The organism is Pedobacter metabolipauper, assembly GCF_004362715.1.
Lineage (GTDB): Bacteria > Bacteroidota > Bacteroidia > Sphingobacteriales > Sphingobacteriaceae > Pedobacter > Pedobacter metabolipauper.
The window spans coordinates 47,730-73,716 of the sequence record NZ_SNYC01000010.1 but is presented as its reverse complement, the minus strand read 5'-3'; the positions used below and the strand labels follow the sequence as shown (position 1 = coordinate 73,716).

General features: G+C 38.2%; 28 protein-coding genes. 12 read left to right on the top strand and 16 right to left on the bottom strand.

Translation table 11 applies throughout. The annotated features are described in order from the left end of the window. The 3 genes from ATK78_RS22520 (at window position 1) to ATK78_RS22510 (ending at window position 3,114) form a co-directional block, all read left to right on the top strand. Window positions 1-441, top strand: coding sequence for a protein-export chaperone SecB (locus ATK78_RS22520; RefSeq protein ID WP_133578407.1), 441 nt, complete (start codon window positions 1-3; stop codon window positions 439-441). 331 nt (window positions 442-772) lie between these two features. Continuing rightward, window positions 773-2,236, top strand: a complete 1,464-nt coding sequence (locus ATK78_RS22515) for a DUF3696 domain-containing protein (RefSeq protein ID WP_133578406.1) — start codon at window positions 773-775, stop codon at window positions 2,234-2,236. Next, window positions 2,236-3,114: a hypothetical protein gene (locus tag ATK78_RS22510; RefSeq protein ID WP_133578405.1), complete on the top strand. Its 879-nt coding sequence runs from the start codon at window positions 2,236-2,238 to the stop codon at window positions 3,112-3,114. Before ATK78_RS22515 ends, ATK78_RS22510 begins: the two co-directional genes overlap by 1 nt. 321 nt (window positions 3,115-3,435) lie before the next feature. On the opposite strand, the gene ATK78_RS22505 is transcribed toward ATK78_RS22510, so the two are convergent. Beyond that, complete coding sequence (locus ATK78_RS22505; protein ID WP_133578404.1) at window positions 3,436-3,783, bottom strand: hypothetical protein; 348 nt, start codon at window positions 3,781-3,783, stop codon at window positions 3,436-3,438. 336 nt (window positions 3,784-4,119) lie between these two features. Between ATK78_RS22505 and ATK78_RS22500 the strand changes: the two genes are divergently transcribed. Both ATK78_RS22500 and ATK78_RS22495 read left to right on the top strand, forming a co-directional pair. After that, the gene (locus tag ATK78_RS22500; protein WP_133578403.1) at window positions 4,120-4,563 is read left to right on the top strand and encodes a hypothetical protein; all 444 of its coding nucleotides are present in this window, start codon (window positions 4,120-4,122) and stop codon (window positions 4,561-4,563) included. A 120-nt stretch (window positions 4,564-4,683) separates the two neighbouring features. After that, the gene (locus ATK78_RS22495) at window positions 4,684-4,989 is read left to right on the top strand and encodes a hypothetical protein (protein ID WP_133578402.1); all 306 of its coding nucleotides are present in this window, start codon (window positions 4,684-4,686) and stop codon (window positions 4,987-4,989) included. Between the two features lie 61 nt (window positions 4,990-5,050). Here the strand turns inward: ATK78_RS22495 and ATK78_RS22490 are convergent, their stop codons facing one another. Further along, complete coding sequence (locus ATK78_RS22490; RefSeq protein WP_133578401.1) at window positions 5,051-5,584, bottom strand: SMI1/KNR4 family protein; 534 nt, start codon at window positions 5,582-5,584, stop codon at window positions 5,051-5,053. A 166-nt stretch (window positions 5,585-5,750) separates the two neighbouring features. Here ATK78_RS22490 and ATK78_RS22485 point away from each other — a divergent pair, with 166 nt between their 5' ends. Continuing rightward, the gene (locus tag ATK78_RS22485) at window positions 5,751-6,305 is read left to right on the top strand and encodes a DUF7010 family protein (protein ID WP_133578400.1); all 555 of its coding nucleotides are present in this window, start codon (window positions 5,751-5,753) and stop codon (window positions 6,303-6,305) included. 47 nt (window positions 6,306-6,352) lie between these two features. Here ATK78_RS22485 and ATK78_RS22480 read toward each other — a convergent pair whose 3' ends face one another. Genes ATK78_RS22480 through ATK78_RS22465 form a run of 4 tightly spaced genes read right to left on the bottom strand, consistent with a single transcriptional unit; the run spans window position 6,353 to window position 10,044 of the window. Continuing rightward, window positions 6,353-6,910 (bottom strand): hypothetical protein, encoded by a 558-nt coding sequence (locus ATK78_RS22480; RefSeq protein ID WP_133578399.1) that lies wholly within the window; start codon window positions 6,908-6,910, stop codon window positions 6,353-6,355. 14 nt (window positions 6,911-6,924) lie between these two features. Continuing rightward, the gene (locus ATK78_RS22475) at window positions 6,925-7,896 is read right to left on the bottom strand and encodes an ankyrin repeat domain-containing protein (RefSeq protein WP_133578398.1); all 972 of its coding nucleotides are present in this window, start codon (window positions 7,894-7,896) and stop codon (window positions 6,925-6,927) included. Window positions 7,897-7,943: 47 nt separating this feature from the next. Continuing rightward, window positions 7,944-9,530, bottom strand: coding sequence for an ankyrin repeat domain-containing protein (locus ATK78_RS22470; RefSeq protein ID WP_133578397.1), 1,587 nt, complete (start codon window positions 9,528-9,530; stop codon window positions 7,944-7,946). A 1-nt stretch (window position 9,531) separates the two neighbouring features. Then, window positions 9,532-10,044, bottom strand: coding sequence for a hypothetical protein (locus ATK78_RS22465; RefSeq protein WP_133578396.1), 513 nt, complete (start codon window positions 10,042-10,044; stop codon window positions 9,532-9,534). Between the two features lie 374 nt (window positions 10,045-10,418). On the opposite strand from ATK78_RS22465, the gene ATK78_RS22460 reads away from it, so the two are divergent. Continuing rightward, a complete protein-coding gene (locus ATK78_RS22460) occupies window positions 10,419-10,943 on the top strand; it encodes a tetratricopeptide repeat protein (RefSeq protein WP_133578395.1) in 525 nt (174 codons plus the stop codon). A gap of 47 nt (window positions 10,944-10,990) precedes the next feature. On the opposite strand, the gene ATK78_RS22455 is transcribed toward ATK78_RS22460, so the two are convergent. Then, window positions 10,991-12,178 carry a winged helix-turn-helix domain-containing protein gene (locus tag ATK78_RS22455; protein WP_133578394.1) on the bottom strand — a complete coding sequence of 396 codons (1,188 nt, stop codon included), beginning with the start codon at window positions 12,176-12,178 and terminating at the stop codon, window positions 10,991-10,993. Between the two features lie 213 nt (window positions 12,179-12,391). On the opposite strand from ATK78_RS22455, the gene ATK78_RS22450 reads away from it, so the two are divergent. Further along, window positions 12,392-14,872 carry a TonB-dependent receptor gene (locus ATK78_RS22450; RefSeq protein WP_133578393.1) on the top strand — a complete coding sequence of 827 codons (2,481 nt, stop codon included), beginning with the start codon at window positions 12,392-12,394 and terminating at the stop codon, window positions 14,870-14,872. Between the two features lie 263 nt (window positions 14,873-15,135). Here the strand turns inward: ATK78_RS22450 and ATK78_RS22445 are convergent, their stop codons facing one another. The 5 genes from ATK78_RS22445 to ATK78_RS22425 form a co-directional block, all read right to left on the bottom strand. Then, window positions 15,136-16,125 carry a toxin-antitoxin system YwqK family antitoxin gene (locus ATK78_RS22445; protein WP_133578392.1) on the bottom strand — a complete coding sequence of 330 codons (990 nt, stop codon included), beginning with the start codon at window positions 16,123-16,125 and terminating at the stop codon, window positions 15,136-15,138. Between the two features lie 12 nt (window positions 16,126-16,137). Further along, on the bottom strand, window positions 16,138-17,118 hold the full coding sequence (locus tag ATK78_RS22440) for a quinone oxidoreductase family protein (protein ID WP_133578391.1): 981 nt from the start codon (window positions 17,116-17,118) through the stop codon (window positions 16,138-16,140). 92 nt (window positions 17,119-17,210) lie between these two features. Then, the gene (locus tag ATK78_RS22435) at window positions 17,211-17,819 is read right to left on the bottom strand and encodes a Crp/Fnr family transcriptional regulator (RefSeq protein WP_243732606.1); all 609 of its coding nucleotides are present in this window, start codon (window positions 17,817-17,819) and stop codon (window positions 17,211-17,213) included. Further along, on the bottom strand, window positions 17,813-18,175 hold the full coding sequence (locus tag ATK78_RS22430) for a VOC family protein (protein WP_133578390.1): 363 nt from the start codon (window positions 18,173-18,175) through the stop codon (window positions 17,813-17,815). Before ATK78_RS22430 ends, ATK78_RS22435 begins: the two co-directional genes overlap by 7 nt. A 211-nt stretch (window positions 18,176-18,386) precedes the next feature. Next, window positions 18,387-19,142 carry an SDR family oxidoreductase gene (locus tag ATK78_RS22425; RefSeq protein WP_133578389.1) on the bottom strand — a complete coding sequence of 252 codons (756 nt, stop codon included), beginning with the start codon at window positions 19,140-19,142 and terminating at the stop codon, window positions 18,387-18,389. A 184-nt stretch (window positions 19,143-19,326) separates the two neighbouring features. Here ATK78_RS22425 and ATK78_RS22420 point away from each other — a divergent pair, with 184 nt between their 5' ends. Continuing rightward, complete coding sequence (locus tag ATK78_RS22420; protein WP_133578388.1) at window positions 19,327-20,778, top strand: TlpA family protein disulfide reductase; 1,452 nt, start codon at window positions 19,327-19,329, stop codon at window positions 20,776-20,778. Window position 20,779: 1 nt separating this feature from the next. Here the strand turns inward: ATK78_RS22420 and ATK78_RS22415 are convergent, their stop codons facing one another. From ATK78_RS22415 to ATK78_RS22405, 3 genes are all read right to left on the bottom strand, one after another. Then, window positions 20,780-21,490 carry a membrane or secreted protein gene (locus tag ATK78_RS22415; RefSeq protein WP_133578387.1) on the bottom strand — a complete coding sequence of 237 codons (711 nt, stop codon included), beginning with the start codon at window positions 21,488-21,490 and terminating at the stop codon, window positions 20,780-20,782. A 129-nt stretch (window positions 21,491-21,619) separates the two neighbouring features. After that, the gene (locus tag ATK78_RS22410; RefSeq protein WP_133578386.1) at window positions 21,620-21,967 is read right to left on the bottom strand and encodes a hypothetical protein; all 348 of its coding nucleotides are present in this window, start codon (window positions 21,965-21,967) and stop codon (window positions 21,620-21,622) included. A 97-nt stretch (window positions 21,968-22,064) separates the two neighbouring features. Continuing rightward, window positions 22,065-22,733, bottom strand: coding sequence for a DUF6624 domain-containing protein (locus tag ATK78_RS22405; RefSeq protein WP_133578385.1), 669 nt, complete (start codon window positions 22,731-22,733; stop codon window positions 22,065-22,067). Between the two features lie 83 nt (window positions 22,734-22,816). Between ATK78_RS22405 and ATK78_RS22400 the strand changes: the two genes are divergently transcribed. Then, window positions 22,817-23,407, top strand: a complete 591-nt coding sequence (locus ATK78_RS22400; protein WP_133578384.1) for a hypothetical protein — start codon at window positions 22,817-22,819, stop codon at window positions 23,405-23,407. 177 nt (window positions 23,408-23,584) lie between these two features. Here the strand turns inward: ATK78_RS22400 and ATK78_RS22395 are convergent, their stop codons facing one another. Then, window positions 23,585-24,178: a hypothetical protein gene (locus ATK78_RS22395; protein ID WP_133578383.1), complete on the bottom strand. Its 594-nt coding sequence runs from the start codon at window positions 24,176-24,178 to the stop codon at window positions 23,585-23,587. A 239-nt stretch (window positions 24,179-24,417) separates the two neighbouring features. On the opposite strand from ATK78_RS22395, the gene ATK78_RS22390 reads away from it, so the two are divergent. Together ATK78_RS22390 and ATK78_RS22385 are read left to right on the top strand one after the other, a co-directional pair. Next, the gene (locus tag ATK78_RS22390; protein ID WP_133578382.1) at window positions 24,418-25,371 is read left to right on the top strand and encodes a hypothetical protein; all 954 of its coding nucleotides are present in this window, start codon (window positions 24,418-24,420) and stop codon (window positions 25,369-25,371) included. Window positions 25,372-25,542: 171 nt separating this feature from the next. Further along, complete coding sequence (locus ATK78_RS22385; protein ID WP_133578381.1) at window positions 25,543-25,782, top strand: hypothetical protein; 240 nt, start codon at window positions 25,543-25,545, stop codon at window positions 25,780-25,782. The last annotated feature ends 205 nt before the right edge of the window (window positions 25,783-25,987 follow it).

Here is a 25,987-nt window from a genome sequence, read left to right as displayed (position 1 = left end):
ATGTCTCAAACACCCTCATTTCAAATCTCAGAAATCTTTTTATTGGACAGCCAATTTAAGCGTGAGCACAAAATTGATTTCCAACATCCTTCTTTCAAGAATAAAGTTTCAATAGAAACTGATTATAATTATAACGAGGAAAATAAAATACTTGAAATCACCGTTCTACTAAATTTTTCAGCAGGTATAAGTAATAAAAAATATATTTCTGCAAAGATTATTATGGTAGGAATATTTAATTGCTCTGGTGATGCCCAATTATCGGTAGAACAATTCTCGAAAGCTAATGGCCCTGCAATCATGTTTCCATTTTTAAGAGAACACCTGGCTTCAGTATCATTGAAAGCCGGGATAAAGCCAATACTTTTGCCCGCAATTAATTTCATTAAACTCGCTGCTGAAAATAAAATAAAAAAAATAGCTCCTAAGCCACTTAAATAACCTTATATACTTTAATAATTTTCAGTCTTGACTTCTCCAAAATATTAAATAAATACGGATCTTAACAAGATTCTAATTTCAGTTAGAATCAAACTAGAATCTATAATTAGGGTTAATTTAGTTGAAATAGCTGCTACTATCAATTCTGATGACTTGATAGCTATTTATTAGCGTGATGTTATTGCAACGCTCATCAATTTAAGCTTTGATGTATTATACTCGATATTAAAATTTTAGCTATTCACGATTTGAATTTAAAATAAAATTGTAAAAAATAAGTTAGAAGGTTACACTTTTAATGCATATACTTGGTATTATTTAAATTTGATATATGTTCTCTTTAACCCTAGAAAACTTTAGAAGTTTTAAAAAGCAAACATTCGATTTTAGTAAATTCAATATTCTAATTGGTGAAAACAGTTCAGGAAAAAGTAGCATTCTAAAATTTCTTTTGGCATTGAAGCAAAGTTTTCAAACACCGGCCAGTAGAGAAATTAATTTACTTTTTAAAGGTGAATTTGCAGATTTAGGAAGTTATAAAGAATCCATATATTATCAAGATGAGAACCTGCCATTATCTTTTACATTTTTATTCGATGAAAAATATTTAGAATTTTTCAAAAACTTCATGACTGACAATGGTGAAGAATTAGAAGATCGTAAAATATTAGATAGAATCTTTGATATTCCTAACTTAGGAGAAACGTCTGTTAGGTATGAGTTAACTAGAGAATTAAATGATCATAATTCCATAAAAACGAATCTTAAATGTGCCCAAATTGGAGACTTGTTTATCTATCACTTTCCAGAAGAATCACTAAATGATAAAACATATATTTATCGTCCTCGATGTAGTATTCGTTATTTAGATTACTCGGAGAATATGATATATGAATTTATTGAATTGGAATATCAAAAAGATGGATTTATGACATTGATCACTGCAGGTAGTCTATTAAAACAAATAAGGAAATCTTTAAATATCTCTAACTCAACTTTAGACAAACCAGATCATGAGCTAACTGCCGAAGAGTTAACGAAAAAAAACAAATGCGATACAATTTTTAACAAAATTGCATATTTATTGATTTCCCAAAATTACTTAAGATATTTTCTAGATAGAATAGATTATATTAATCCAATTAATACTCATCCATCAAGGGTGTATCTATTAACTGATCAAAGACGAATTTCATCTGTTAAAGATTTAGATGATGTAATAGAATTTTTTAGCAGAAGAGATAAATTTACTTTAGCAGTTTTTGATGACTTCGTACAGATCTTAAGAGATTTAGGTATTGCCCAAAATCTTGAAATCATTCAAGATGAAAGATTACCCGTTAGAGAACTAAGAGTTAAGGTAAAAGATTTGTTAAGTAATATCAAAGACGTTGGATATGGTGTATCATTACAACTTCCAATTATTTTAAAAGCTCTTTTAGCAGATAGAATTGCCAGAAATAAGAATACCATAATAATGATAGAACAACCTGAGGTTCATTTGCATCCAAGACTTCATGCTGAATTAATAAATGCCTTATTGAAATTATCTAAAAATACCACTTATTTCATTGAAACTCATAGTGAGCATATCATCAGGAAACTACAAGTTCTCGTTAAAGAAGAAAGTCACGCTTTAAATGCAGATGATGTTACTATACACTATTTACTACGAGTAGAGCATCAATCTGAAGTCACCCATCACAAAATAGAGTCGAATGGCTTATTGAATCCGCAATTCCCATCAGGTTTTTTTGATAACTCTTTTACACTGGCTAAACAGTTACTGGACTAATGGATATTCTGCTCTCAAAAGAGGTTTTTCAAAAATACTTTGATAATCTTAATAATCATTCAAAGGACGAATCGTTAACCGATTTATTTGCATTAATAAACAACCATAATAATAGGTTTGTAATTTGCAAAATTCTAATAGAACATCTCGAAAAAAGGAATGAAGGATCAAGTTATGCTCAAGTTTTTCTTTTGCCTTTTTTAACTAATATTATCAATAATCAAAGTATCAATATTAAGCCACAAGCTTCTTCAGGAGAAGATTTAACAGAAGATTTAAAAAACGGATACAAGTTGAATTCATCTATCACAAAGAAAGATATTTTTCTAGTGGTTGCTTTGAAAGCAGACACAACCAGCACTGAAAATAATTATATTATACTAGATGAAGTTAATAAACCCAATAAGAATTGGATCTTTTTAAAATTAGCAGGCTCTCATCCAAATTCTATATCGTTAAGATGGTATGACTTCAATTCCAATAATTTGGTTATTAAAACTTTCAAAGAAATCCTTTCTGTAATATCTTCAGGTTCTCAAGTTGATATTTTTGATAAACAGGTAAACCTTGATCATGCTTTTTTTGATGCTTTTAATCAAAATAACCTAGTCCACTACTACACCCTTTTTGGTGCATATAGGGGAAATTCCGACTCACTGTATAGTAAATTCAAAAGGGTTAAAATATTTACAACTGGAAATCGAAACCATATTCATGAGAGAAGGATACTTGTTAATAACTTAATTATTGAAGTTGATGATGATTTTTGGAATTTACAACCTCAACGAAATACTTGGAAAATTGATGTAACATATTGTCCTCATGTAAGCAATAAAATAAATGAGAAAAAGGGGAGTTTTGTGTACCGCATACGCTGACTATAAGCATTACATAAAATTATTTTTATACTTGACGTAAGAAAACGGTTTTGATGATTAACATAATGACTGCTTATTTTAGTTAATCTTTGCTTTTAATAAATTTTACACTTAAATTTAACTTATAGCATTTGCAGTTATAAAAGAAATTAAAAAAGATGAGTGATTCGGTGAGTCAACAATTAAAAACCTTCAAGACACCATATTAAAGCGGGATTTTAGGCTTGGGTTCAATTCCCCCACTCTCCGCAGAGGTATCAAAACCTACAAAAATCCTGGAATCATAAGATTTCAGGCTTTTTTGTTTTAAAGTGTTTTCACCTATCCAATGAGATCAATAGTATCAATCACCCATTTGCAAAAACAGTCCCTGCTGGCAATCAGACAGCCAATATAGGTTATCGGAATACTAAACAACAGAAGAAATCCAGCGTCCATCCACGCGAGCGAAACCTGCTTACCACGTATCCGAATAATCAAATCAGCAATGAATGCGACAAACATGACAATAAAGATGAATACCAGCAAAAATGCAATACCGAGTCCCACATCGGTTGGATGCTCACTTCTCCTGTTCTCCTTTGCCGCCATTTGCGCAAACAGATAAACGGCCAAAATTGGGACTGCAACTAAAAAAAATCGCTTAAGAAAGGGCTTGAGAAGTTTCATTTTTAAAAATTTAGACTGAAAAATTGACCATATCTCTCCATGTTGTTTATCTTATTCTCGAACACTACCTTTCTACCGCGCTGATTATACACCATTATTCTAGACAAGCCTCGAAGGTAAATTAAATTCTCGTTCTGTAAAGCATGTAAGTGGCAATTGAATTAAAATGACCTAGTAACATTCATTGAAATATACACATTATTGCCAAACCAATGTGATATGCGCCTTTTCGAGCGGGCTTTATTTAAACAATTAGGAAGAGTCAACCGTTATAAGTTAATAAATTGAATTGGGAGATCTATTGTAACGGAAGCCCCATCGAAGCTGTAAAATCAAATGGCAATAATCTTAAAATCACTTCTGATCAATTTTGCCTTAGTGGCGATCAGTTGTAGTGGCTGCACAAGCAGCGACGAGCCAAAAAGAAACGATCATAAAAAAGTGGAGCTCATAACTCAGCAGAAAAATACTCCGGGTCACCTAAATAACCGAAAAAAGAATACCGACAGTTTAGAAAACAAGAAACTGAGATACCTTTATTTTGCAAATGGTGGGATCATTGGCTATTATAATGACGGAACGGTTGTGGGTTGTCCCAGATGTGATTTTAATGCAAGCAACGTTGCGGCAATGATGCACAAAAAACCACATGCAAAATATACCGTTGAGCCAGGTGGGATTTTGTTAATCAATGGAACTGACCAGGAGGTTCCGATGAGTGAGGCTGACGGCTGGGCAATGGTTGATTATAAATGGCACATCAACCCACCCAAAAATTAAAAGACGCTTCCTCAATTATAGTAAATAGTGAAGCGCAAAAAGATATTTACTTATAGTTGAAACTAATATAGCTACTGGTTGTTGATAGCCTGAGAGTTAATTATTAAAAACGAAAATCCAATGTTATCATCTTTTAAAGGCAACGACAATGGCGCTGAAAGTAGCGACCTTAACAGTAAAATCATGAATTCAATAGGACCAGTAATTGCAGAACACTGGCCCAAAATCGAACCTTATGCTGATCAGGCATTAGCCGCTGCTCAGGACGATGCAACTTTCGAAACCCTTGCCCGCAAGATTTATCCATGGCTTCCCATGTTGGTGCGTTTAGCAATAAAAGAAGATAAATTTGTCGCTTTTACCCTGCAACACAAAGGGCCACTTCTTGCCAAACTTGCAGAAGTCAAAAATAAGCATGCAACTTAGTTTAATTGCATGTAAAACGCTTCAGCATCGCTGCAGTGTTTTACATTCGTTTAAAAACAAGTTAAATGTCGAATGGGTATTTGGCCAGCAAAGTGCTGCTTATTTCATTTAGTTTTTCTCTGAATTCTGCTTTATAGTGTTCGCTAATTTCGTTTTCCGTGTTATAAATATAATCAAGCTGTTTATTTAGGTCAGAAAATTGCAGCCATTTTTCAAAGTTCAAGTCAAGCTCTACAAAATTGTCTTTACACATTTGTTCTTTGTTGTGGTCATAAAAATAAATTTTGTGATCAAAGTCCAACAACCAGAGATCTCCTTGACCATTTTGTCCAAATATCCAAAATTGATCAATTTCTCCTTTTGCATAATTTTCAATCCAATAGTCCGGGTCAGAAAACTCTTTTGTTTCGTTCACCGATTGTACACTGTCAAACAATACACATTCTGATGAAATTTCGGTAGTCCTAATTTGAGTTACGATGTCAATGTAAGATTTGTCAAAAGAAAAATGTAAGGATTTAGGGAAATTCCTTACTGCGTGTCTATCCGATAAATGCGCTTTTACAATATCGTCTATTGGTCTAACTGTCAGCATAACATGGATCTTTAAGGTTGAACATAACACAAATATATATGATATCAGTTACTGCCTGACGATTGAATTTCAATGTGAATATTTTCAAAAAAATAACTATTTTTAAATTGCAAAATTAAACTATTGGTAAACTGATCATAAGACCTATAACATACCTATAGAAGATATGGAAACCAACATAAGGACACTCGAAGAACAGAAAAATGAGTTCAAACAAAGTAAACTTTTGGCTACACCAATAGCGGGTTTAATAGCTTGGCTTATAGTCTTTATCTCAGGTTTATTTCTTTCTGAACAAATTACTGTTTGGGTGCTGTTTTTTGCAACAGGCTCAATTGTCTATTTAGGCCTTGGCATCTCAAAATTAACTGGCGAAGATTTTCTTGATAAGAATAAGCCAAAAAACACCTTTGACAGACTCTTTTTTTATACCGCTGCGCAAGCAATTTTAGTGTACTCCATCGCAATTCCTTTTTTTATTGAGAACTATACCTCGCTACCGTTAACCGTTGGAATACTGACGGGTTTAATGTGGCTTCCTCTTAGCTGGATTATCGACCATTGGGTAGGTATATTTCATTCACTCGTTCGTACAGTTTCCGTATTGGCACTTTGGTATTTGTTCCCGGCAAATAGATTTGTATCTATTCCCCTGGCAATTGTCGTTATATATATTATTACGATCATTATTTTAAATAATAGAACGAAGCAAAAAATTTAACACCATCATTGCCATTAAAGAACAAATTGGCTTAATACGAACAGGTATTAATATTCTGATGCCGATATATTAAATGGATACATCAGATCTGCGGTAAACTCCGTCTCTTCAGTTACTGGGGTAATCAGGAACTCAAAGGTTGGCTCCATGCCGGTTTCCTGTTCAGTTTCTCCACCAAGTACAGAAACTTGATACCAGCCATTAGGCAGCGTAATCTTTGTAGTCCTCGTCTTAACCAGATTTTCAAGTACCTCACCCGTAAACCTCCGCAGATATGGAACGGTAAATAAATAAACAGTGCCATATTTAACCTGCATCTTATATCCATCCTGCTGAACCTGTAAACGGCTGGTACTTTTCAACAACTCGGGAGCATCACCCCCCAGATTAAAATATACCGTATATGGATAATTCTCAACGCGCGACAAGGGGATTAATATACCCTCCTCCACTACATGGTCACCATCTATACTAGTCGTAAACTCAGCCATAAGGTCATCAGGCAACTGTTTATCGTTCTTATAGTCCATTAACAGCACAGGATCTCCAATTAAAAAATAGTCTACCAGGTCGTTCAGAACCTCTTCAAATTTTATCAGACTCATTGCATGTAATTAGTTTATGAATTTGCCCCTGCCATGATCAGTTGCTCTGCAATCTCATTATAGCCTTTCAGGGATGCATAATGTAAAGCCGACTGCTGGTCGTTGTCTTTTTCATTTACACTTGCCCCGCGCTCAATAAGCAGTGCGGTTATATCATTAAAACCACACATCGCCGCAACAATCAGCGGTGTTTCACCTTCATTGTTTTTAGTATTCACATCCATTCCTTTTTCAATCAGGAATCTGGCAATCTCTTTGTTTCCCCTTCCACTTACATAATGAAGCACGGAGTTTCCATCCAACCTTTTAAGTGATAAGTCTGCACCAGAATTTATCAATAGCTCAGCTACCCTCAGGTTGTTATTCATACAAGCCATCACAAGGGCCGTTTCTCCATCATCATTGAGTGTATTCAGATTAACAAACCCCGTTTTTAACAATTCATTTACAACTTCTGCTTCATTGTTCCAAACCGCCTGATGAAGTGGCGTGTTGCCTGAACTGTTCTTATCTTCTGCATCACCTACAAGAAGCGAAACAGTATCCCTCAAGCCCCTGCTGGTGGCATAATCCAGCGCACTGTGGCCATCGTTGTCCTTGATGCTTTTATCTGCTCCCTTAGCGAGCAGGAATTTTGTAAATTCTGTTCTTCCAATGGCAAGCGAGTAAATAAGTGGTGTTTTGCCTTCTTTGTCCGTTACATTAATGTCCGCGCCGTTCTCCAGCAATGCACTTGCAATTTCCTTGTTTCCGCTTTGAGAAACGATATGCAGCGGCATCATACTGTTATTGTTGGCCAAATTTACATCTGCTCCCCCCTCTAACAGCAATTTAACAATATCCCTCGCCCCTTTCTGAGCAGCATAAAACAAAGGTGTATTGCCCATTGCATCACGCTTATCGAGATTAATCCCTCCTTTTTTAAGGAAAGTTTGTACAATTCCTTTCTGATTATTTTTACAGGCATTTAAAAAAATTGTATCCATCGTATCGGTGTTTTATATGATAATAATTGTTTAGTATAGGGCTGAATTTATTGCCTTTCTAATAGCCAGGCTACTAAAGGCTCATTGTTCTTTTCGGCAGCATAATCAAGGGCTGATTTTCCCGAGTTGTCTTTCACATCAACCAATAGATTACCAAATTGCTCCAGTAATTCACTGTAGGTTTTGGCGATTGATCTTTCTGAATTGGCACATGCATACATAAGCGCCGTTTTACCGTTTTTATCCCTTAACTCAGTGGATGCACCCTGCTCCAAAATGGTTAAGAGTTCCTTTTCAGCCCTTGGCTGATCGGCAAGACATAAATACATCAAAGCAGAAATTCCATCGCGATTGGTTTTATTTAGATCGGCATCAGCATAAATTGCTTCTTCAATTACTGCCTTAGCCACAGAATTGCCATTGTAAAGTTGTAAGCTATCCGAGAATTTGGCAGAAATTGTCAATAACGTATTTTCCTCATCATCCATAAGCGAGTTGATGTCAAAACCTGCGCTGACAAAGGACTGCAGCATTTTCTGAAAAGCCTTGTTTTGCAACTGGTCGAAGTTGGTATTGATATTTGATATCGGAATATACAAATACCGGAATGGATGCCAGGATTTACTATCCAGCAACATCGGGTCTGCGCCATTTTTAAGCAACAAATCCACGCTTTCAAAATTGTGAAGGATGATGGCAATAGAAAGGGGTGACATTCCATGGTACCGGTCTCCTTCTTTATCGTATTCGTCGTTCAGATTTTCTCCGAGTTTGATCAAAGCATCAATTGCCATCAAATCCTGGTTTATACAAGCCTGGAAAATATCTTGTCCGCCGGCAAGTAAATAGAGCGGTGTGGTTTCCGGATCTGAAAGATCAACCCTCTTCAGCATTGCGCCAATACTTTTCGCTTTATATCTGATTGCTAGATCTATGGCTGTTTCCCCAATATTATTCTTCTGATCAGGATCTAATCCAAGTTCCATGCACAACGAAACAAAAGAAGTAACCTGGGTAAACCTGGCTTGCTTCTCATTAAACCGGGATTGCAGCTCTGCCCTGTTCTGTACATCACGAGCGTTAGCAGGATCAAAATTTGGGTTTTGAAGATTTGCTTCCAAACGCTGCTGTGCATCGTCTAAAGAGGAGACAAATTGCGCTGAATGCCGTGCAGCGATATGTAACAAGGTGTTTCCTTCTCTGTCTACCCAATCGATTTTTGCACCGGCTTCCTGGTATGCCTTAAGCATTTCGTAATAACCAGCTTTGGCACCAATCATCAACGCTGTTCTGCTCTCAGTATTTTTTCTAAGCGGACTTACTTTGTTTGCCAATAGCCGGTTGGTCGTTTCATAAATCCGGCCTTCAGCTATAAAATAGCTGCTGTCAAACTCCGCTTCTGCCATAAGATGAAGTAAGGTATTTCCGTATTGGTCTTCCACACCCATCGCTCTCCAGCCTTGTGAAATCAGGAAATCGATCATCTCAAAATTGGCAAAACCACAAACCTGTTTCCAAACCTGCAATTGTTGTTCTTCAGTTATTTCCGAAAAGGCATCTTTGTACATTTGATTGACCTCAGCCATGTCCTTTCCGTTGATATAGGCATTTCGTATTGCAGTTAAATCTATCATTCTAATTGTTAATTTTAGTTTTTGCTATGGTAACTGCTTGCATTACATTTTTACATTTGTCCATGTCGGGTAAGGTAGAGAGGCGGATAACCTCTTCCCAGTTTTCCAGTTCCAGATTGGCATCAACCAAAAGCCTGCGGATCCTTAATTTGACAACTGATGCATTGAGGCTAACTATATTCTCGGTAATCGCTGATTCATGAGCATTATGTTCGTATTCATGTGCTAACAATACATCGGGCACACGGGAGGATTGTTTTGAAAAACCAGATGGAACAGCCATATGTTGTATGGCTTCATTTAAAACAGAAATAGTTTGCAGGTATTCTTTAGCAGAAAAATGGCACAATGCCATATTGTAAAGTCTGGCAACAGATGGATTCTTTGCTCCATCCGTCAATTGTTTAAAAATAGAATAGGCCGGTAACCATTGTGAGGAATTGATGCACAAGGCACCTTCTAAAAATAATTCGTATTCATTCAGCTGAATATCTGCTTTTGGGTTGATGAGCATAACTCTTTATCTGCGTTAAGTATAAATCTTTAACAAAAAACAAGAGCTATAAGTTTTACATTTCCCAGAGAGGAATTAATTTTCACCTTACTCCATTGAAGTGAAACATTACGAGTTAACAATTGGATTGACGTTTCAAGCGATTAGAATTGAGGCTATTCTTTCTTTTTTTATATCTTTGTAAAAAAAATGACCATGCTATATCTAATTTTTACACCATTTAACCTCAATAGCGACTCTTGTTCGTTAACAGGTTCAGGCATGAAGTAATCACCGGATTCCAATTTCAGGAGGGCTTCACCTTCAACACCAATCAATAAATTTTAATAATAACCATTTGTCAAGGTTAATCCTTGCAAATACAATAGATCCTTATGGAGATTTTATATACTGTGGATGAGAAATATCTGCAAGCAGTAGATGAACTGACTTTTGGAGAGCTACCAAAATCACTTCATTTATTTAATGAAATAATAGACATTGATCCAAATTATGCCAGGGCGCATTATCAATTGGGCTATTGCTATTTTTACGAGTTTAAAAACTATCAAACTGCTGGATACCATTTCAAAAAATGTGTAGACCTGGATCCGGTATTCCCGGATAGCTACGTTGATTATTTAAAACTTTTAGTTACGCTAAAAATGGATAAAGCAATTTCCACAACTGCCGAAAAAGCATTACTGGTACCAGGGGTAGCCTTGGGAGAAGTTCATGAATTACTGGGTAAGTATGCCGAACAGCAACAAGATTTTGTTGCCGCAAAAGAACACTTTGAAAAAGCGATACTGGTTACTACTGACCAAACTGAATATGGAACTTTTCAGGATCATATTAAGCGTATATCGGCAAAGCAAAATTCAAAAGCGAAAATAATGTATACGTATACAGATGAGTAATATCTTTACCAACGCCCGCGAAACCATAAGATTAGCGGGCTTTTTTGTTAAAAACTTTTGCTGATCAATTCTAGATAGTTTTCATTATTGGATCTCTTGAAAATGATGTCCCGGCATTGGTTAAACTGTACGAATGCCTTTAACGCTTCGATGAACTTTTCAATAATGACCTGGTCGGGATCAATAGGTTCAAAATGGATATTATGTACAATCAGCACTTTTTGTTTTCTGTCTGCTTTGGCATCCATCCTTGCAATAAATACATCCCCGGCAAGAACAGGTAAAGAAAAATAACCATACTTACGTTTCGGGGCGGGCACGAAGCACTCGATCTGGTAATCAAAATTGAAAAAATCCTTCAAGCGGTGACGGAAAACATTGAGAATATCAAAAGGTGAAAGGATGAAGACCTCATTTGACAGTTCAATGTTGGTTTCCTGATTGGGCAGCATATAAAGCGGGCCTTTCAGGTCATCTACAAAAACCAATTTTACCTCGCCAGTCTGAGCCATTTTTTCCAGTTCCTTCTTTACCAAATTACCCTTTACATGACGGGCACGCCAGGCCATTTCTTTGGCAGATGCAATGCCGAGCGCACCTAAAGTCCGGCAGATAACAAAGCGGGCATATTCTTCTATTGCAGGCATGGACAGATCTGTATCCTGGGGTACTAAGTTGAGCGGCAGGTCATATACTTTATGGAAGGATTTGGTACGGCTGATCATCAGGTTTCCATCGAGGTAAAGTCTTTCGAGCGCAACCTTAGCGGGTCGCCAGTCCCACCAGCCAGAGCTGGCTTCCTGTCGGTCATTGTCAAAATCTCCAACCATAAGTGGCCCCTCACGTTCCACCCGATCAAGAATCTGCTTCATCAAATTAATTTCCGGCTTAGTAAGCGGCTTCCGTTGTGTTTCAAAAGCTTTTTTTACAGGCAGAGAATAGCGGAAATCGTACATGGGAAGATATCCCGCGTCTGAAGTCACGTACTCAAAGATACGGCCATCTTCACAAAGATTGGCCAGCCATTCCGTTTGATAGTCAGGTATACGCGCGGCCATGACGTGATGATGGGCACGCTCCACAACATAGTTTGTATCCAGCTGTACAAAACCCAAATGGTCAATTACCCGATAAACAGCCTCAATTCCCAGCCCGAATTGTGCTTTATGAGCAAGTCCGGCGGCGTTAAGAATGATCTTCCGCGCTTGCTGTTTGGTAAGAACAATAGATTCCATTACACGACAATATTGTTAAATAACCCGGTTCCATGCCTGGTTTTGGTAAAAGCTTAATATTAGTTTTTGAGAGTCAGCAATGGTAATAAATTTAATGGAAGTTTAACACCTTATCGCATGATAGATCGCGTTATTTAAAATAGTTCTAAATAAATTTGGCGGTTTGAAATTGCGGGATTACTTTTGCGGCCTGGAATTAATCTAAATAAGCTTATGAAATATTTTTACACAATCGTATTTTTATCTGCGCTCTTACTCTCAAACTTTACGCTCTCTGCTCAAACTGCTTCTGGAATTGCCAATGGCTCTATCCGGGGGAAAGTAAAAACTAACGATGGTCAGCCCGCAGCTTATGTCACCGTTCAAATTGTTGAAAACAACAAGAAAACGGCCACTAACGAATCTGGGGTTTTCGTTTTTAATAATCTTAAAAGCGGTGAATATACCGTTAAAACTTCATCAGTTGGTTTGCAGGTACAAACCCAGAAGGTAACGGTTACTGATGGGGAGGCTACAACGGCAGACTTCACATTAACGGAAAGTGGTTCTCAATTGGATGAGATTGTGATCTCAACTTACAAATCACCAAATACAAAATCAATCCGCACTGGTAAGATCGACATTCCATCAAGAGATCTCCCACAGGCAGTTCAAATTATTGGTGCGCAGATCATTGCTGATCAGCAAGCAAACCGCCTGAGCGACGTGCTAAAGAATGTCAATGGAGTTGCCTATGGTGAAAACCGCGGTGGCGTAAGTGGCGAAACGTTCTTTGCCCGCGGTTATAGTCTTGGGGGTAATAATGTATTCAAAAATGGCGCACGCACCAGTACCGGTGGTATGCCGGAAACAAGCACACTGGAATCTGTAGAGGTTCTAAAAGGAAGTGCTGCATTGCTGTATGGCGGTGTAAGCGGAGGTGCTGTAGTTAATATGGTTACCAAGAAACCTAAGTTTGAAAATGGCGGAGAGGTGTCTTTCCGTACAGGAAGCTACGATCTGTACAAACCAACGCTTGACCTTTACGGCCCAATCAGTCAAAAGCTGGCTTTTCGTGCAATCGGTACGTATGAGAAAGCTGCAAGTTATAGAAATAGCGTACATGCAGACAGGGTTTATGTTAATCCATCATTGCTTTATAAACTATCTGATAAAACAGAGATCGTGCTTCAGGGCGATTATTTAAAAAGTGACTTCACCCCTGATTTTGGGATCGGGACCATTGACAATAAAATTGTAAATATCGGTCGTGGGTCTTACATCAATGCACCATGGGCATACAACAACACCAATACTGTTTCTTCACAGCTAAGTATAGATCATCAGTTTAATGAAAGCTGGAAAATAAATGTACTCGGATCTGTACAATCTTACAATAGAGATTATTATAGTGCAGAACGTCCTTTCGCCAATACAGAAGGTATTGCCTTGCGTAATGTTACCCGTTCAAAAACGGAAGAGTTTTCTTACAATCAGCAAATTAACTTAAATGGTCAATTCAATACTGGCAGCATTAACCACAAATTGTTGGTGGGTGCTGATGCCGATCAATCTAAAACAACATCTAATGGTTTTGTTTACGGACCTTCCGGTGTTGCCTCATTTAATTACGGCAGCGTAAACCTCCTCGACCCATCTACTTTTGCAGGAACAGGAATTCAGCCTGAAGCAACCAATACTACCAGAACGAATGCCCCGATCTACAGAATGGGTGCTTTTGTTCAGGACCTGGTTTCATTAACTGATAAATTTAAGGTCTTGGCAGGTATCAGGTATACTTTTCAGAAAACCCCGGCTACCAGCATCAATACACTAGCTACAGGGGTCAATTCAAAAGGAACAGCTGTAGGCAAAACAGAGAAAGCATTTTCTCCTAAACTTGCTTTAATCTATCAGCCGTTAAAAACAACTTCGGTTTATGTGAGCTATGCAAATAATCTAATTGCAAATACCGGTCTTGATATCTATGGTGCTACACTCGATCCTTCTCTTGTTGATCAATACGAGGCAGGTATCAAAAACGACTTCCTGGATGGAAGGTTATCGGCAAACATAACTGCCTATAGCATCAAAAACAGCAACTTTGCACAGCAAGCACTTGTAAAAGCTGATGGTACAGGAAATGGGGACAGTAATGTGAAAGAATTAAATGGTAAAACATTAAGCAATGGTGTAGAATTTGACCTGACAGGGAACATATTACCGGGACTAAATTTTATTGCCGGCTATAGCTATAACTTCATTCGTTATACAGAAACCAGAGACAAAACTGTAATCACTTACGATGTGCCTGTTACAACGGCAAACCCAACTGGCAAAGCTACTTCAACAGTCGGCGGCACAGTTGAAGGGCAGCGTTTGGTAGGTACAACCAAGAATACGGCAAACGGATCTCTATTCTATACCCTTCAGGATGGTAAGTTAAGAGGTTTAAAAATCGGGGCATCAGCCTATTATACAGGAAACCGTAATGGCGGTTACAACGACACCAAAACTCAAACTGTTAGCAGACTAATACCTTTAAGTGGTTTTACAACGTTTGACCTTTCTGGCGGGTATTCCTGGAAAAAGCTTTCGCTTCTTGCCAAGATCTCAAACATTACCAATGAATTGAATTATTTTGTTCATGAAAATTATAGTATCAATCCGATTGCCCCACGTCAGTTTATTACTACGTTAGGTTACCGGTTTTAAATCTATCATAAAATGAATCGTGTGCCGGCTTGAGAGACCAGCAGGCACATAAGACCAAACCATCAAAAAGCCTGAGATCGTAAGATTTCAGGCTTTTTTGTTTATATTGATGTGGATCATCGTTTAAAATTTTATGTACCTTTCGGTATCTCTATGAATGGTTATGAAAAGAATTAAATGTTAGCCAATAATCCTAAAGTCCACTTATTATCTACCTGCAACGTTGCGGCCGCGTATAAAAGTATTAATCAAACCTGGCCTGCCTAATTGTACTTCTTCTCTGCCGGCCTATTTAAATCAACCAATCGGTTAATCACGTAAGGTAAATGGACCTTAACTTCCGGCTTTCCGGCAAATACCCAGGGCGGCAGGAAACTGAAAGTCTCATTGATCTTAAAATCCAGCAACTTCCTGGATAAATCCGTATGATCTACTTTCTTCAGTTTAGACTCCGGATTTGTCTTTACAACAAATGGATAGACAATGGCATTCTGTAAATCGTAATCGCCGTCGAAACGGCTCAACGAGAAAGAACTCTGGTGATCAGGAGACACAGAAACCGTCGCCAAATATTCGTAGCTCACAAACGTATCCCAATAGTCCGATGGCATTTCATGTAGATCCTGGAGTAAACTGATCGCAAACTTCTGACCGCCCAATGGTGCGGTTTCACCGATCATTGCCTCATTAGAGAAATAAAAAAAGAAATACTCGCCTGAATTATCATTGCGCATAAAGCTGCCGGATTTACGTAAACCGGGCCTATCTTGTTTTATATATTTAGAAGTAGCAAAATCATACTGCACAGCAATTTTACTTCCATTATAAACATCCCACAAATTCACAGGCTTGCCCTTATCATATTTCCCCTGAATCATCACTTTCCCATTACTATTGTAAAATACCCACTCCTGATCTGGCTTTCCCTCAACAAAAGAGGCACTAAGCTTTGCCTTCCCATTGAAATAGAAAAGTTCAGATTTACCATTTAACTTCCCATTAACATAGTTTACCTTCTTGATCACCCCACCCTTTGCATTGTAGGTTGTCCATTCACCATCCTTATTGCCATCTTTAAAAGCACCAGTTTCGTTGATCTTTCCATTGCAGGTTCGCTCATACTTTCCATTTAAAACAGGAGAAATTTGGTCAACCTTATCTATACAATTACAGAATTTAAGCTGCTGGGTTTCCTGAGCAGATATAGATAGCGTTGTTACCATGAACAACAGGAGGGTGAACGTTAATTTCATGAATCTAAAATACTAATTTTTAATCGAGACTACCAATCTTTTTCCATCCTCCACACGCATCTCCCAGATCTTTTCAATCTCTTCAATAGGTACAGTTTGGACGTCAACTTTTAGCTTACCCTCAGCGGCAAGCTGAAGCATCTCAGGAATAATTTCCGAGATCAGTACTTTCATCTGCTGTTTTGTCCAGCTCCCCATTCCGGATCCAGTCAAATGCAGGTCTACACTTCGCAATATTTCTGATGATAGTTGAATTTTATCGCCGGCCATTGAACCTACGGTAACGTAATTGGTGCGATGCGTGAAATTACCATGGCCTTTAATGGCCTCCAGGATTAATTCTGCGGGATGCCCCCACAAATAATCAACAACGGCATCGATCGGAGTTGCTTTATGTATTTCCTTTAAACGTGCCACAAAACTTTCATCGTCCTGCCGAATAGAAATCACTTCATCAACACCCAGACCCAGTAAATAGTGTAACGATTGCTCGTTCCTGCCAGTAGCAATGATTTTCTCTGCGCCATAGTGCCTTGCCAACTGAACGGCAATCCTGCCTGTAAAGCCGGTAGCCCCATTGATCAGTACAGTATCACCGGCCTTAATTTCCGCCCGGTAGCGTAGTGCCATCGCCGAGCCAGCAACCGCATTGGGTAAAGCGGCAGCTACCGCCAAATCAATACCATCTGGCAGTATGATCATTCTGCTTTTTTCAATCACAGCTTTTTCTGCCATCATCCCGGTTATACCGAGCGCAAATACTTTAGTGCCGTCTTCCAAAAAGCCAACACCATCACCACCGATTACTTTTGCCGTACTGAGGTCGCCTTCTGTCGAATAGTGTGTGCCGCTTGCACTCGATTTATCGAGGTGTTTAATAGCCGCAGCCTGAACGGTCATGATCAGCTGTTCTTCATTATTTATTTCAGGCTCAGGGAAGTTTTCTACATACTTTGGAATTCCGCCTTTTTGAAACATTACTATTGCTTTCATCTTCTTCTTTTTATGTCAATGGATGTGCTTCCATTCTATTTCTTTATACAAAGGTAGAGGACAGCATCACCAGCAAACGATAACATTTGTTATCAAATAGACGACTTGGTTCGGACAAGTTTGTTTTTAATCCGGCTAAGATGTACGGAAGAAATTCCGAGGTATGAGGCAATGTAATGTTGCGGAACGCGCCTCACAATTTGCGGACGTTCTTTGATAAGATTTAAATAACGCTGTTCGGGAGAATCACGTATAAATGTGGAGAACTGTTTAATGTAATCAAAAGTACGTTCAAAAACCGTATCAATAAGTATATCGCGCAGTCTGGGAATCTCTTTGATCTCTGAAATGATCTTATTTAGGTTTTTTTTATCAATCCACCAGATAATGCTGGGTTCAATAGTTTCAATCGTAATTGAACTCGGAATATCTTTTCTAAGGCTTTCAATAGAGGAAACTGTATTATTCTCAAAGAAGAATTGAACTGTAACTTCCTTTCCGTCGTAATTGTGCCATCCCCGGATACTACCTCTTTCAATGAGAAATAGCTTATTGGCAACATCACCTTCCTTCAGTAAACTTGTTTTTGCAGCGACTTCAATACGCGTAAAATACCCTTTATATGCAACCCACATCTCTGCATCTGGCGATAACTTATTTTTAAGCTGTTCGAACATCCCTGAGTTAGTCATGATTACCATTGCTGAATGATAATACCCAGCTGCATATCCATTAGCGCAAATTCTTTGGCACCCCATGGCCTAAGCGTTACTGTTTTAAGATTAGGATGTAAGAACTCAGCATGCGATGCAGATACTTTCCTGTAAACTTCTTCAATATCACTGGTCACCAGCCGGAATTCAGGATGGTGTTCTTTCGCCAGAATTGCATCTTCAAACAGATTTATTCTTAATCCGTCCTTTTCCAATACACAAAATCGCTTTAAGGAACCCAGTTCGTTATGCGTAACTTTAAACTCAAGACAATCGACAAAAAGCTTTAAACCTTCATCGATATCTGTATAAAATACATTGGGAACCAATTTGATAAAATCCATATGTGCGTCTTTAAGTGCAAAAGTAAATTTAAACAAAATCAGCAGATCCTAACAATGTCTTTTATCCGGAAAATGAGTTCTCAAGGCTATTAATCGCCGGGGTTATCAAATCATTTTAAGACGAAGTTTAAGACGAAGAGATATAAAACAAAAAGCAGCATTACGGTTGATCAATGCTGCTTTTAAGTTTGCCTAAGATTTAATGACCCAATTATTTAAGATTGCCCGGTTCATTGATCCAGCTGTCGTACGGTATCTTTCCAATACTTGCAGCTTCACCTGGTATGAGTGAATGAGTTTCCAGCTTTGCTCCATAATATGGCGCATCTCGATCACTAACTACTTCCCGCTCGTCTTGTTTCAGCAGCATGTATTTTTTCACAAGATCATTTAAACGGAACAGCTCCGGACCTGCAACTTCAACAGTAGCATTTAAGGGATTGCCCAGGGTAATCTCTGTCATTTTCGCAACCACATCATCTGAGGCTATCGGCTGTACCATCGCAGTAGACATTACAATTGTATCATCCTTTGTTCCTGCTTGTACAATACCGCTTACAAATTCAAAGAATTGGGTGGCATGAACAATGGTATAAGGAATGGCTGATGCTTTGATCAGTTTTTCCTGGGCAAGCTTAGCGCGAAAATATCCGCTTTCCTGAAGGCGCTCCGTTCCAACAACAGACAAGGCAATGTGATGCTTAACACCAGCTATAGCTTCTGCTGCAAGCAGGTTTTTACCAGAGGTTTCAAAAAATGCCAGCACTGCAGCGTCTTCAAATGACGGAGAGTTCGCAACATCAACTACAATTTCTGCACCTTTCAGCGCGTCGGCCAGACCTGCTCCAGTGATGGTATCGACACCAGATTTTGGTGATGCCGCAATAACCTCATGTCCAAGTGTACGCAGACTTTTAACCAATTTAGTTCCAATGAGGCCAGAACCTCCAATTACTACAATTTTCATTTGATATATTTTAAGTTTATATCAGAATGACAACTGGATTATCAGAATTGGACAAATTGTTTAATTTATTTATTCATGGACTTTGTTCAATATTTTAATTCCGGCAATAAACGGCCTGACATTAAGGCAACATCAATGAAATGAGGTTGTTATTCTAAAAAATAAAGTCTATTTTAGTCATACAATGAAACTAAAGCGGCTCTTTTTTCTTATACTCGCATTTGCCTCAAGCAGCGCTACGGCACAATTAACCCCTAAACGGGTAATCATAACCGGACGCATCATCAACAGTACAGCAGAAACACCAAAGGTTTTGGGCATTAACTTTCTTAATCCCTTTGATAAAAACCGTAAGAGTGCTACTCCAGACAGCCTGATGGGATTTTCAGTTCAGGAATATATGCCCCTTACACAAAACATGACCATCGCTTACAACGATACCTTCATCAATTTATATGTGGCACCCGGAGACTCTGTACATCTGGTGATCGATGCTGCTTTACTTAACCAGCCCAACTTTAAATGGTTAAGTATTTCTGGAGACCATGCTAAACTAAGCACACAATTAAATTTGTTCCATCATTTTTTGGCCGGGCTTCCATATCAAAAATACAACTATACCTGGTCCGTACCAGAAATGTTCCAGGTGGTAAAAAAAGACTATGACCGTTATTTAACAGCAATCCATCAATATGCAGCACAGTACAATATTGACCCCATAATAATTAATTTTTTTAAAAGAGATGTGAAGTATGGAATATCCAATTGGATAGCTGACTATGTGGATGCCGGCAGCGATTCAACATCTACCAGATCTGAGAGAATAAATATGTTTAAGAATACCTTTTTTGAATTGGGTAATGATACCAACTTTATCACCATGATGTATCCCTATCATCTGGAATATTATGCAAGCTGGAAAACAGGAAGCAACGGTTTAATAAACGAAGCAGTAAAACCAGAACACATTAAAGAAGCCCTGGAAGCAGGCGCAAAAATACTTCTAAAAGAATCTCCCGGTATTAGCCGTGATTATATGATGTTCAGCTATCTTTCATCTTTGATCAATAAAACACCAGCATTACAGCATGAAATACCTGCACTGAAAAAGTATTTTACAGACCCAGCCATTTACCAATATTTTGAGCTTTCAGTAAACAAGGCGAATAATTTGACCATCCAGAAAACAGTACTGTCGAAAATTCAATACCTGGAAAATGATGAGGTATCAACGATACCAAATGTCGATTTTTTAAACTTGTTGTCAACAAAATACCCAGGCAAGGTAATCTACCTGGATGTATACGCCACGTGGTGCATGCCCTGCCTTAAAGAAATGGAATTTGCTCCGGCATTGCATGAGAAATTTGCAGGCAAGGATGTAGTCTTTGTAAATCTCTGCTTGCAATCAACCGAGAAAAACTGGCAAAAACTAATTAAAGAAAAGAAGATTAAGGGTGAGAATTACTTTCTTGACGATGACAATTCAAAAACATTAATGGGGAATTTTAATATCGGTGGATTCCCTGCTTACCTGTTAATTGACAATAGAGGAAAAACTAAAACAGCCAATGCTTCCCGACCTTCGGAACTGAAAAAGTTATCAAAAGATATTCAGGATATACTTTCAAAGTAGATTATTTTACTTTGCTCCAAACTTCATAGATCTTAGCCCCTTTACTGCTCAGTCCGCTGTGGTGCCAGTCGCCATTTTCCAGTTTACCATCAAAGCTCAGTGAAGCACCAACACGGGTATTGTCGCGTGAAAAGAATTCGATGTTCTCTATGTACTTACCATCTTTAAATGTATATGAACCTCCGCCAGTGCCAGAAAATTGTTTCTTAGCAGGATCTATGGCTACCCACTGAAATTTTGTCCCAGTCAGCAGCTTATAGGTTTGGCGTGTACCAGCCTGATGGATTGCCTCAACCTTACCATCCGCTCCCATCCTGCCTGTAATGTGCCACACCCCTGCAATAGCAGCCTTACTGTCATCCACCCGGTTAAAAGCAATACGGCCTTCAGGAATCTCAATAACGAGTTGAGTTGCCGAAACGCTAACAGGCACATCCATAGTGGTACCTACTTTTGCAGAATCTGAACTGTTAAAGAGTATGCTTGCTTTAATGGTTTGATTATTTACCTCATATTTCCCACCTTGTGTGGTGATAAATTTATCGCCCTCATACACCGAATGGAAAAAGAATCCATCCTGAAATAATAACTGGTGCGTAGCACTACCCTCGCTAAACCGCCAGGCACCGGTTATGGCAACTTGTGCCTTTAAATTTGAAACCATGATGCCAAACGTAAGCATTGTTAACATTAAAAGTTTGATAGTCTTCATGAGGAAAATGATTAAGGTATTCATAAACAGATACCTTAAAGATAATAAAAATCAGAGATATCAGCATACTATAAAGCCACTGCATAGTACAGTGGCTTTATAAAGTATTTGGCAACAATATTCTCGTGGTTATTTGTCGGTAAAAATGATGGCTTCCGCCTTGATAGAAAAGTCATCGGTAGTTTTCGCATGTGTCTCCCGGCTGATATCTGAGAAAATAAGCGCATTGGCACCTACCTTTTTCGCCCTTTCAATTAAACGGCGCTTTACCAATTCCTGGTTGCTTTCAGAGTCGGTGATGGGTGCGATCATGCGACCAATTACCTTGTATGGCTGATGAATGTCTTTAGCCGCATAAAAAGTTTGAACGGAATCCGTTGGCGGATATTTAGCACCAAAATAAGTCGGGCTCCCGATTGAACATGCAGAAAGGCATAAAGCGATGCCTATTCCGCAAAATAAATGAAATGGTTTCATATAATTGGTTTTTGTGTGTTTAGCTAAAATAAGACTAACCGGATAACAATCAAATTATTATCAGCATTATTACACACAGCTCAATTAACCATTTCTACTATTCTATTTTTTGCTGCTTAACGATCCCTTCAATCTTTGAAAGATCCTTTTTATAATCCTCCGCATTCCATCCGGCAACATATTCGTGCATCGGCGGCATCCCCATCGCCTTGCGCCTTTCGTCAAGATTGTCAATATCTATGATCGGATAGATGTACTTCTTTCCGGTTTCTTTATCTGTAAACCCCTGACTCCCGTAAACCTGTTTCTTACCATTACGCATACAAATCCTGTCTTCAAGAATAGCCAGGTTACTTGATAATATTTCACCATTCTTTTCTGCAGCCCTGATCATTGGCAGATAGTACTCCTGTGTTTTTAAATCCGCATGCTGAATTACCAGGAATAAACCCTGACTACCGGTAATTCCAACCTTTTGAGGCCCCAGCCAACCGTACTGCTTTATAATTACATTAACTTTCAATAAGTTATCTTTATCTGCGTTGTGCATATGACGATAAAGGCTATCTATCACCGCAGCACTTTCATTGCGTTGTTTGGCATTGAAATAAGCCATCCTGGTAGATTGATCGATGTTGTAAATAGAATCTAAACGGTCGGCCAGCTGTTTATCCAGTTTGGCAGGATCGATGCTAAATGAGGTTACCTGACCTAAAGATAAAAGGCTTGAAAATAAGATGGCAACTAAAATGGCGAAAGGTTTCATGATAATAAAGATAGATATTCCTTTACTTAGTACCCTACATAAAGACCAATCTTATTACCTTTGCCAAAATTTAAATATAACCAATGACTAAAATACAACAGGATCCAGTTCTGGGATATATTGTAGATCTGATTAAAGATGCAATAGCAGATGCAAAAGTTGAGCAAAAATCAGAAACCGTAGCAATAATAAAAGACGGAAACGACAGCATCCAGATCGAGCAGACAACCGAGGGCAGCAATATTTCCATTCATATCACAGACAAAAAAGAGATTCTATATAGTGAAGACCTTTTAGAGCCGCTGCAGGATATCCATGAAAGTGTTAAATCGGACGCCAAACTTAAAGCAGCATTACAAAAGGCTACTATTATAGTCAATGGTTTAAGCATTGAAACAGAATTCATCTTCCAGGCAGTAAAAGATTCATTTGATACGCTGAGTACCAGCTACGAGTTTGTAAAAATCATTGAAAAAAGAACCAACGGCTTAACTGTCGCGTTTAAATTTGGAGATCATAAGTTTCAACTTGATGTGATCAACAATCCTGAAGCAGTTAAGGTAACCGCAGAATTCGGTTCGTCATTGGACGCTAAGATCTCTAAAACCATCGGAACTGACGTAGCAAAAGTTGAAAGTGCATTGAACAAACTGTTTAAAGATAGCGACCTGTAGGTACAAGTATATCCGAACTAAACTTACCGGTATGGCCAGGCAACTCAATACGTGGCCATACCGTAAGCATTTCACATCATCGGATCATCCGCGCTCTCGCTATTTTTCTTCGCCCCACCCAATGTATGGTATAACATAGGTATAATGTACCTAAAAGGAAATGATTCCAATGATCTCTTATTTTACATATAATGGCACCGTATAGCTCCTTGTAAAACCACCTGATGAAGCCCCTATAATCAGGATACTCCCTCCGGTTTCAGCAGCTGCATCAACAAATAACTGCTGTTCCTTACCAATTCCAAATTGAACTTTCTGGGAACTAAGCGACCAGTAAAATGGCGGTACACCCATCAGATCAGCCTCAGTTTTCTTTCTGAAGTAACCTCTTCTCACACGGCCCTTAATTACCTCCTTCTTAAGTGCTACATCACCCTTGTATAATATGGCAGTAACGTGATTTTTATCAGTCAGTCTTAATTCCATGTGCGTTGCCTGTTTTCGTGTAACAGAATCGGTTTCAGAAGAAGTGCCTAGAAGCCTCCACAAATCGACAGGAATGATCGTATCCTTGCCCAAATGTGTCTTAAATTGATCAGAGGACCAGGTTGCATATTTCCCAATTAACTGTGGCGTCTTTAGCCGAACCAAATCGTCTCTTTTCGGTGTCTTCAGGCTCACACAGGAGCCAAACAACAAACAAACCATTGCCGCAGCAGCAATCTTTACTTTAATATCGAAATTCGATCTTCCTATTTTTTTAATTTTCATGGTTCTTTGATTTAAATATCAGATATCCGATTTGAAGTATCCCTGATTCAATAATCAAATGTACCACCATAAAAACGATCAAATAATCCTAAAAAATTCACGTTTTAACTTAAAGTAATCTCAAAAGTTTTTGTGTCTAAAACGAAATACTATCCATAATCTTTAAGATTAATTCAAAGCATTATTTCTATTTTCAGTTTAAATAATTTATATTAAACCATCTTTTAGATTATTATTTCATGAATCAAGAACAGGTTAAATTCTTCGAAGCCATCAGCGGTGCATTACCAGAATATCAGAATCTGGCTCAAAGTGTAGCAGATGTATTGGATATTAGTGCCAATGAGGCCTATAAAAAGATCAGGGGAACAAGCACGTTAAGCATGCCCCAGTTAATTAAGCTATCTGATTCATTTGCAACCCCATTTTCTTACCAGCCCAATCAATTGCCTTCCGTAAGCTTTAGCTACCTGTATGTAAACCGGGAAACACCCAACATGCTCGACTACCTGAAAGATTTACTGCAGAACCTAAAATTTATTCAGCAGCGTAAAGAAAAACATATCCTGATTACCACAGATGATATACCCATCTTTCACTTCTTTAAATATCCGGAACTTACCTGCTTTAAACTGTTCTTTTGGGCCGACAACTCTGCGCTTAAATTCGATTACTCAGCCATAAGTGAAGAGATTGTTGCCGTTGCTAAAGAATTAAACCAGATTTATCTTGAAATTCCCAGCACAGAAATATGGTCTAAAGATACTGTACATGGTACGATAGACCAGGTGCGTTATGCATTTGAAGCCGGACACATTAGCGATAAGTCGCTTGCAGAAAAAATTGTAGAACAGATCCGCTACTGCCTTACCGACATGAACATGTATGCCATCAGTGCCAAAAAGACAATAGATCCGGATCACACCTTTAACTGGTACAATTGCGATGTGCTGGGCAGCCTGGCCTATTTAATACAATTTAAAGATAGTATGCTGTGCTATAACAGGTTCAATACCTTTAATTATCTTAAAACCGACGATCAGTTTTACTGTACGCAAACCAAAGATTGGATGCAGGGACTTATCAAAAAGTCCGTAGCCTTTAGCGGACAAGGTGAAAAGCATCGGAATAAATTCCTATACAATGCGTTTGCAGCCTGTGATCATCTGATCGCTGAAATTAACGGAATTTGATTCGCTGTAGAAACTTACGACATATTCAACCAAAGATAAATTTTAAAAACAGGTATATCGGTTACATTTTATCATTAATTCTGTAATCAGTACGTTAAATTTCACCAAATCAGGTATTTATTTAATTTCTAAGCAGGAATAGGCACAGCTTTTGCATTGCAGCAAGTATCTATGAAATTGAATACAAAACATATTAAACACCAGCTGGTTGACTGTGCAATGAGCGTTGCCATGTACTCTGTACCTGGCTTTATGGAAGCCGACCAGGATTCAAAAGAAGCTTATAAGGCCCTTGCTGCAGATGTGCTATTCTTACAACCCAAAAAGTCTCTGAAACGGTTAATTCCTTTCCGCAGGGAAATAATAACAGCTGGAAAAAAACATAAAGAATTAAATTCCAATCCTGTTTAAATCCCTAACTGTCATGTCTTTCTATAGATAGATATCTTCATGCTATTTCGATAATATCTCATCTGGCGTGCATTGCCATTTTAAAGCCCTAAGCTCTCTCCCCGGTAAACAAATTATTCTTCTTCACGCAGGTTAAGAACCAATTAGTACAGTTCTAAACCAGGAGTAAATATATTTCTTGTAAATAACTTGTGACTTATAGAAT

What these genes read in the sequence shown, in the direction of transcription:
- ATK78_RS22450 (WP_133578393.1), top strand. Translation starts at nt 12,392, where the DNA reads ATGAAATATTTTTACACAATCGTATTTTTATCTGCGCTCTTACTCTCA.
- ATK78_RS22515 (WP_133578406.1), top strand. Translation starts at nt 773, where the DNA reads ATGTTCTCTTTAACCCTAGAAAACTTTAGAAGTTTTAAAAAGCAAACA.
- ATK78_RS22430 (WP_133578390.1), bottom strand. Translation starts at nt 18,175, where the DNA reads ATGGATTTTATCAAATTGGTTCCCAATGTATTTTATACAGATATCGAT.
- ATK78_RS22480 (WP_133578399.1), bottom strand. Translation starts at nt 6,910, where the DNA reads ATGAGTCTGATAAAATTTGAAGAGGTTCTGAACGACCTGGTAGACTAT.
- ATK78_RS22475 (WP_133578398.1), bottom strand. Translation starts at nt 7,896, where the DNA reads ATGGATACAATTTTTTTAAATGCCTGTAAAAATAATCAGAAAGGAATT.
- ATK78_RS22405 (WP_133578385.1), bottom strand. Translation starts at nt 22,733, where the DNA reads ATGAAACCTTTCGCCATTTTAGTTGCCATCTTATTTTCAAGCCTTTTA.
- ATK78_RS22435 (WP_243732606.1), bottom strand. Translation starts at nt 17,819, where the DNA reads ATGGTAATCATGACTAACTCAGGGATGTTCGAACAGCTTAAAAATAAG.
- ATK78_RS22410 (WP_133578386.1), bottom strand. Translation starts at nt 21,967, where the DNA reads ATGAAACCATTTCATTTATTTTGCGGAATAGGCATCGCTTTATGCCTT.
- ATK78_RS22420 (WP_133578388.1), top strand. Translation starts at nt 19,327, where the DNA reads ATGAAACTAAAGCGGCTCTTTTTTCTTATACTCGCATTTGCCTCAAGC.
- ATK78_RS22510 (WP_133578405.1), top strand. Translation starts at nt 2,236, where the DNA reads ATGGATATTCTGCTCTCAAAAGAGGTTTTTCAAAAATACTTTGATAAT.
- ATK78_RS22440 (WP_133578391.1), bottom strand. Translation starts at nt 17,118, where the DNA reads ATGAAAGCAATAGTAATGTTTCAAAAAGGCGGAATTCCAAAGTATGTA.
- ATK78_RS22520 (WP_133578407.1), top strand. Translation starts at nt 1, where the DNA reads ATGTCTCAAACACCCTCATTTCAAATCTCAGAAATCTTTTTATTGGAC.
- ATK78_RS22495 (WP_133578402.1), top strand. Translation starts at nt 4,684, where the DNA reads ATGTTATCATCTTTTAAAGGCAACGACAATGGCGCTGAAAGTAGCGAC.
- ATK78_RS22385 (WP_133578381.1), top strand. Translation starts at nt 25,543, where the DNA reads ATGAAATTGAATACAAAACATATTAAACACCAGCTGGTTGACTGTGCA.
- ATK78_RS22465 (WP_133578396.1), bottom strand. Translation starts at nt 10,044, where the DNA reads ATGCTCATCAACCCAAAAGCAGATATTCAGCTGAATGAATACGAATTA.
- ATK78_RS22500 (WP_133578403.1), top strand. Translation starts at nt 4,120, where the DNA reads ATGGCAATAATCTTAAAATCACTTCTGATCAATTTTGCCTTAGTGGCG.
- ATK78_RS22400 (WP_133578384.1), top strand. Translation starts at nt 22,817, where the DNA reads ATGACTAAAATACAACAGGATCCAGTTCTGGGATATATTGTAGATCTG.
- ATK78_RS22395 (WP_133578383.1), bottom strand. Translation starts at nt 24,178, where the DNA reads ATGAAAATTAAAAAAATAGGAAGATCGAATTTCGATATTAAAGTAAAG.
- ATK78_RS22415 (WP_133578387.1), bottom strand. Translation starts at nt 21,490, where the DNA reads ATGAAGACTATCAAACTTTTAATGTTAACAATGCTTACGTTTGGCATC.
- ATK78_RS22485 (WP_133578400.1), top strand. Translation starts at nt 5,751, where the DNA reads ATGGAAACCAACATAAGGACACTCGAAGAACAGAAAAATGAGTTCAAA.
- ATK78_RS22455 (WP_133578394.1), bottom strand. Translation starts at nt 12,178, where the DNA reads ATGGAATCTATTGTTCTTACCAAACAGCAAGCGCGGAAGATCATTCTT.
- ATK78_RS22505 (WP_133578404.1), bottom strand. Translation starts at nt 3,783, where the DNA reads ATGAAACTTCTCAAGCCCTTTCTTAAGCGATTTTTTTTAGTTGCAGTC.
- ATK78_RS22490 (WP_133578401.1), bottom strand. Translation starts at nt 5,584, where the DNA reads ATGCTGACAGTTAGACCAATAGACGATATTGTAAAAGCGCATTTATCG.
- ATK78_RS22470 (WP_133578397.1), bottom strand. Translation starts at nt 9,530, where the DNA reads ATGATAGATTTAACTGCAATACGAAATGCCTATATCAACGGAAAGGAC.
- ATK78_RS22445 (WP_133578392.1), bottom strand. Translation starts at nt 16,125, where the DNA reads ATGAAATTAACGTTCACCCTCCTGTTGTTCATGGTAACAACGCTATCT.
- ATK78_RS22460 (WP_133578395.1), top strand. Translation starts at nt 10,419, where the DNA reads ATGGAGATTTTATATACTGTGGATGAGAAATATCTGCAAGCAGTAGAT.
- ATK78_RS22425 (WP_133578389.1), bottom strand. Translation starts at nt 19,142, where the DNA reads ATGAAAATTGTAGTAATTGGAGGTTCTGGCCTCATTGGAACTAAATTG.
- ATK78_RS22390 (WP_133578382.1), top strand. Translation starts at nt 24,418, where the DNA reads ATGAATCAAGAACAGGTTAAATTCTTCGAAGCCATCAGCGGTGCATTA.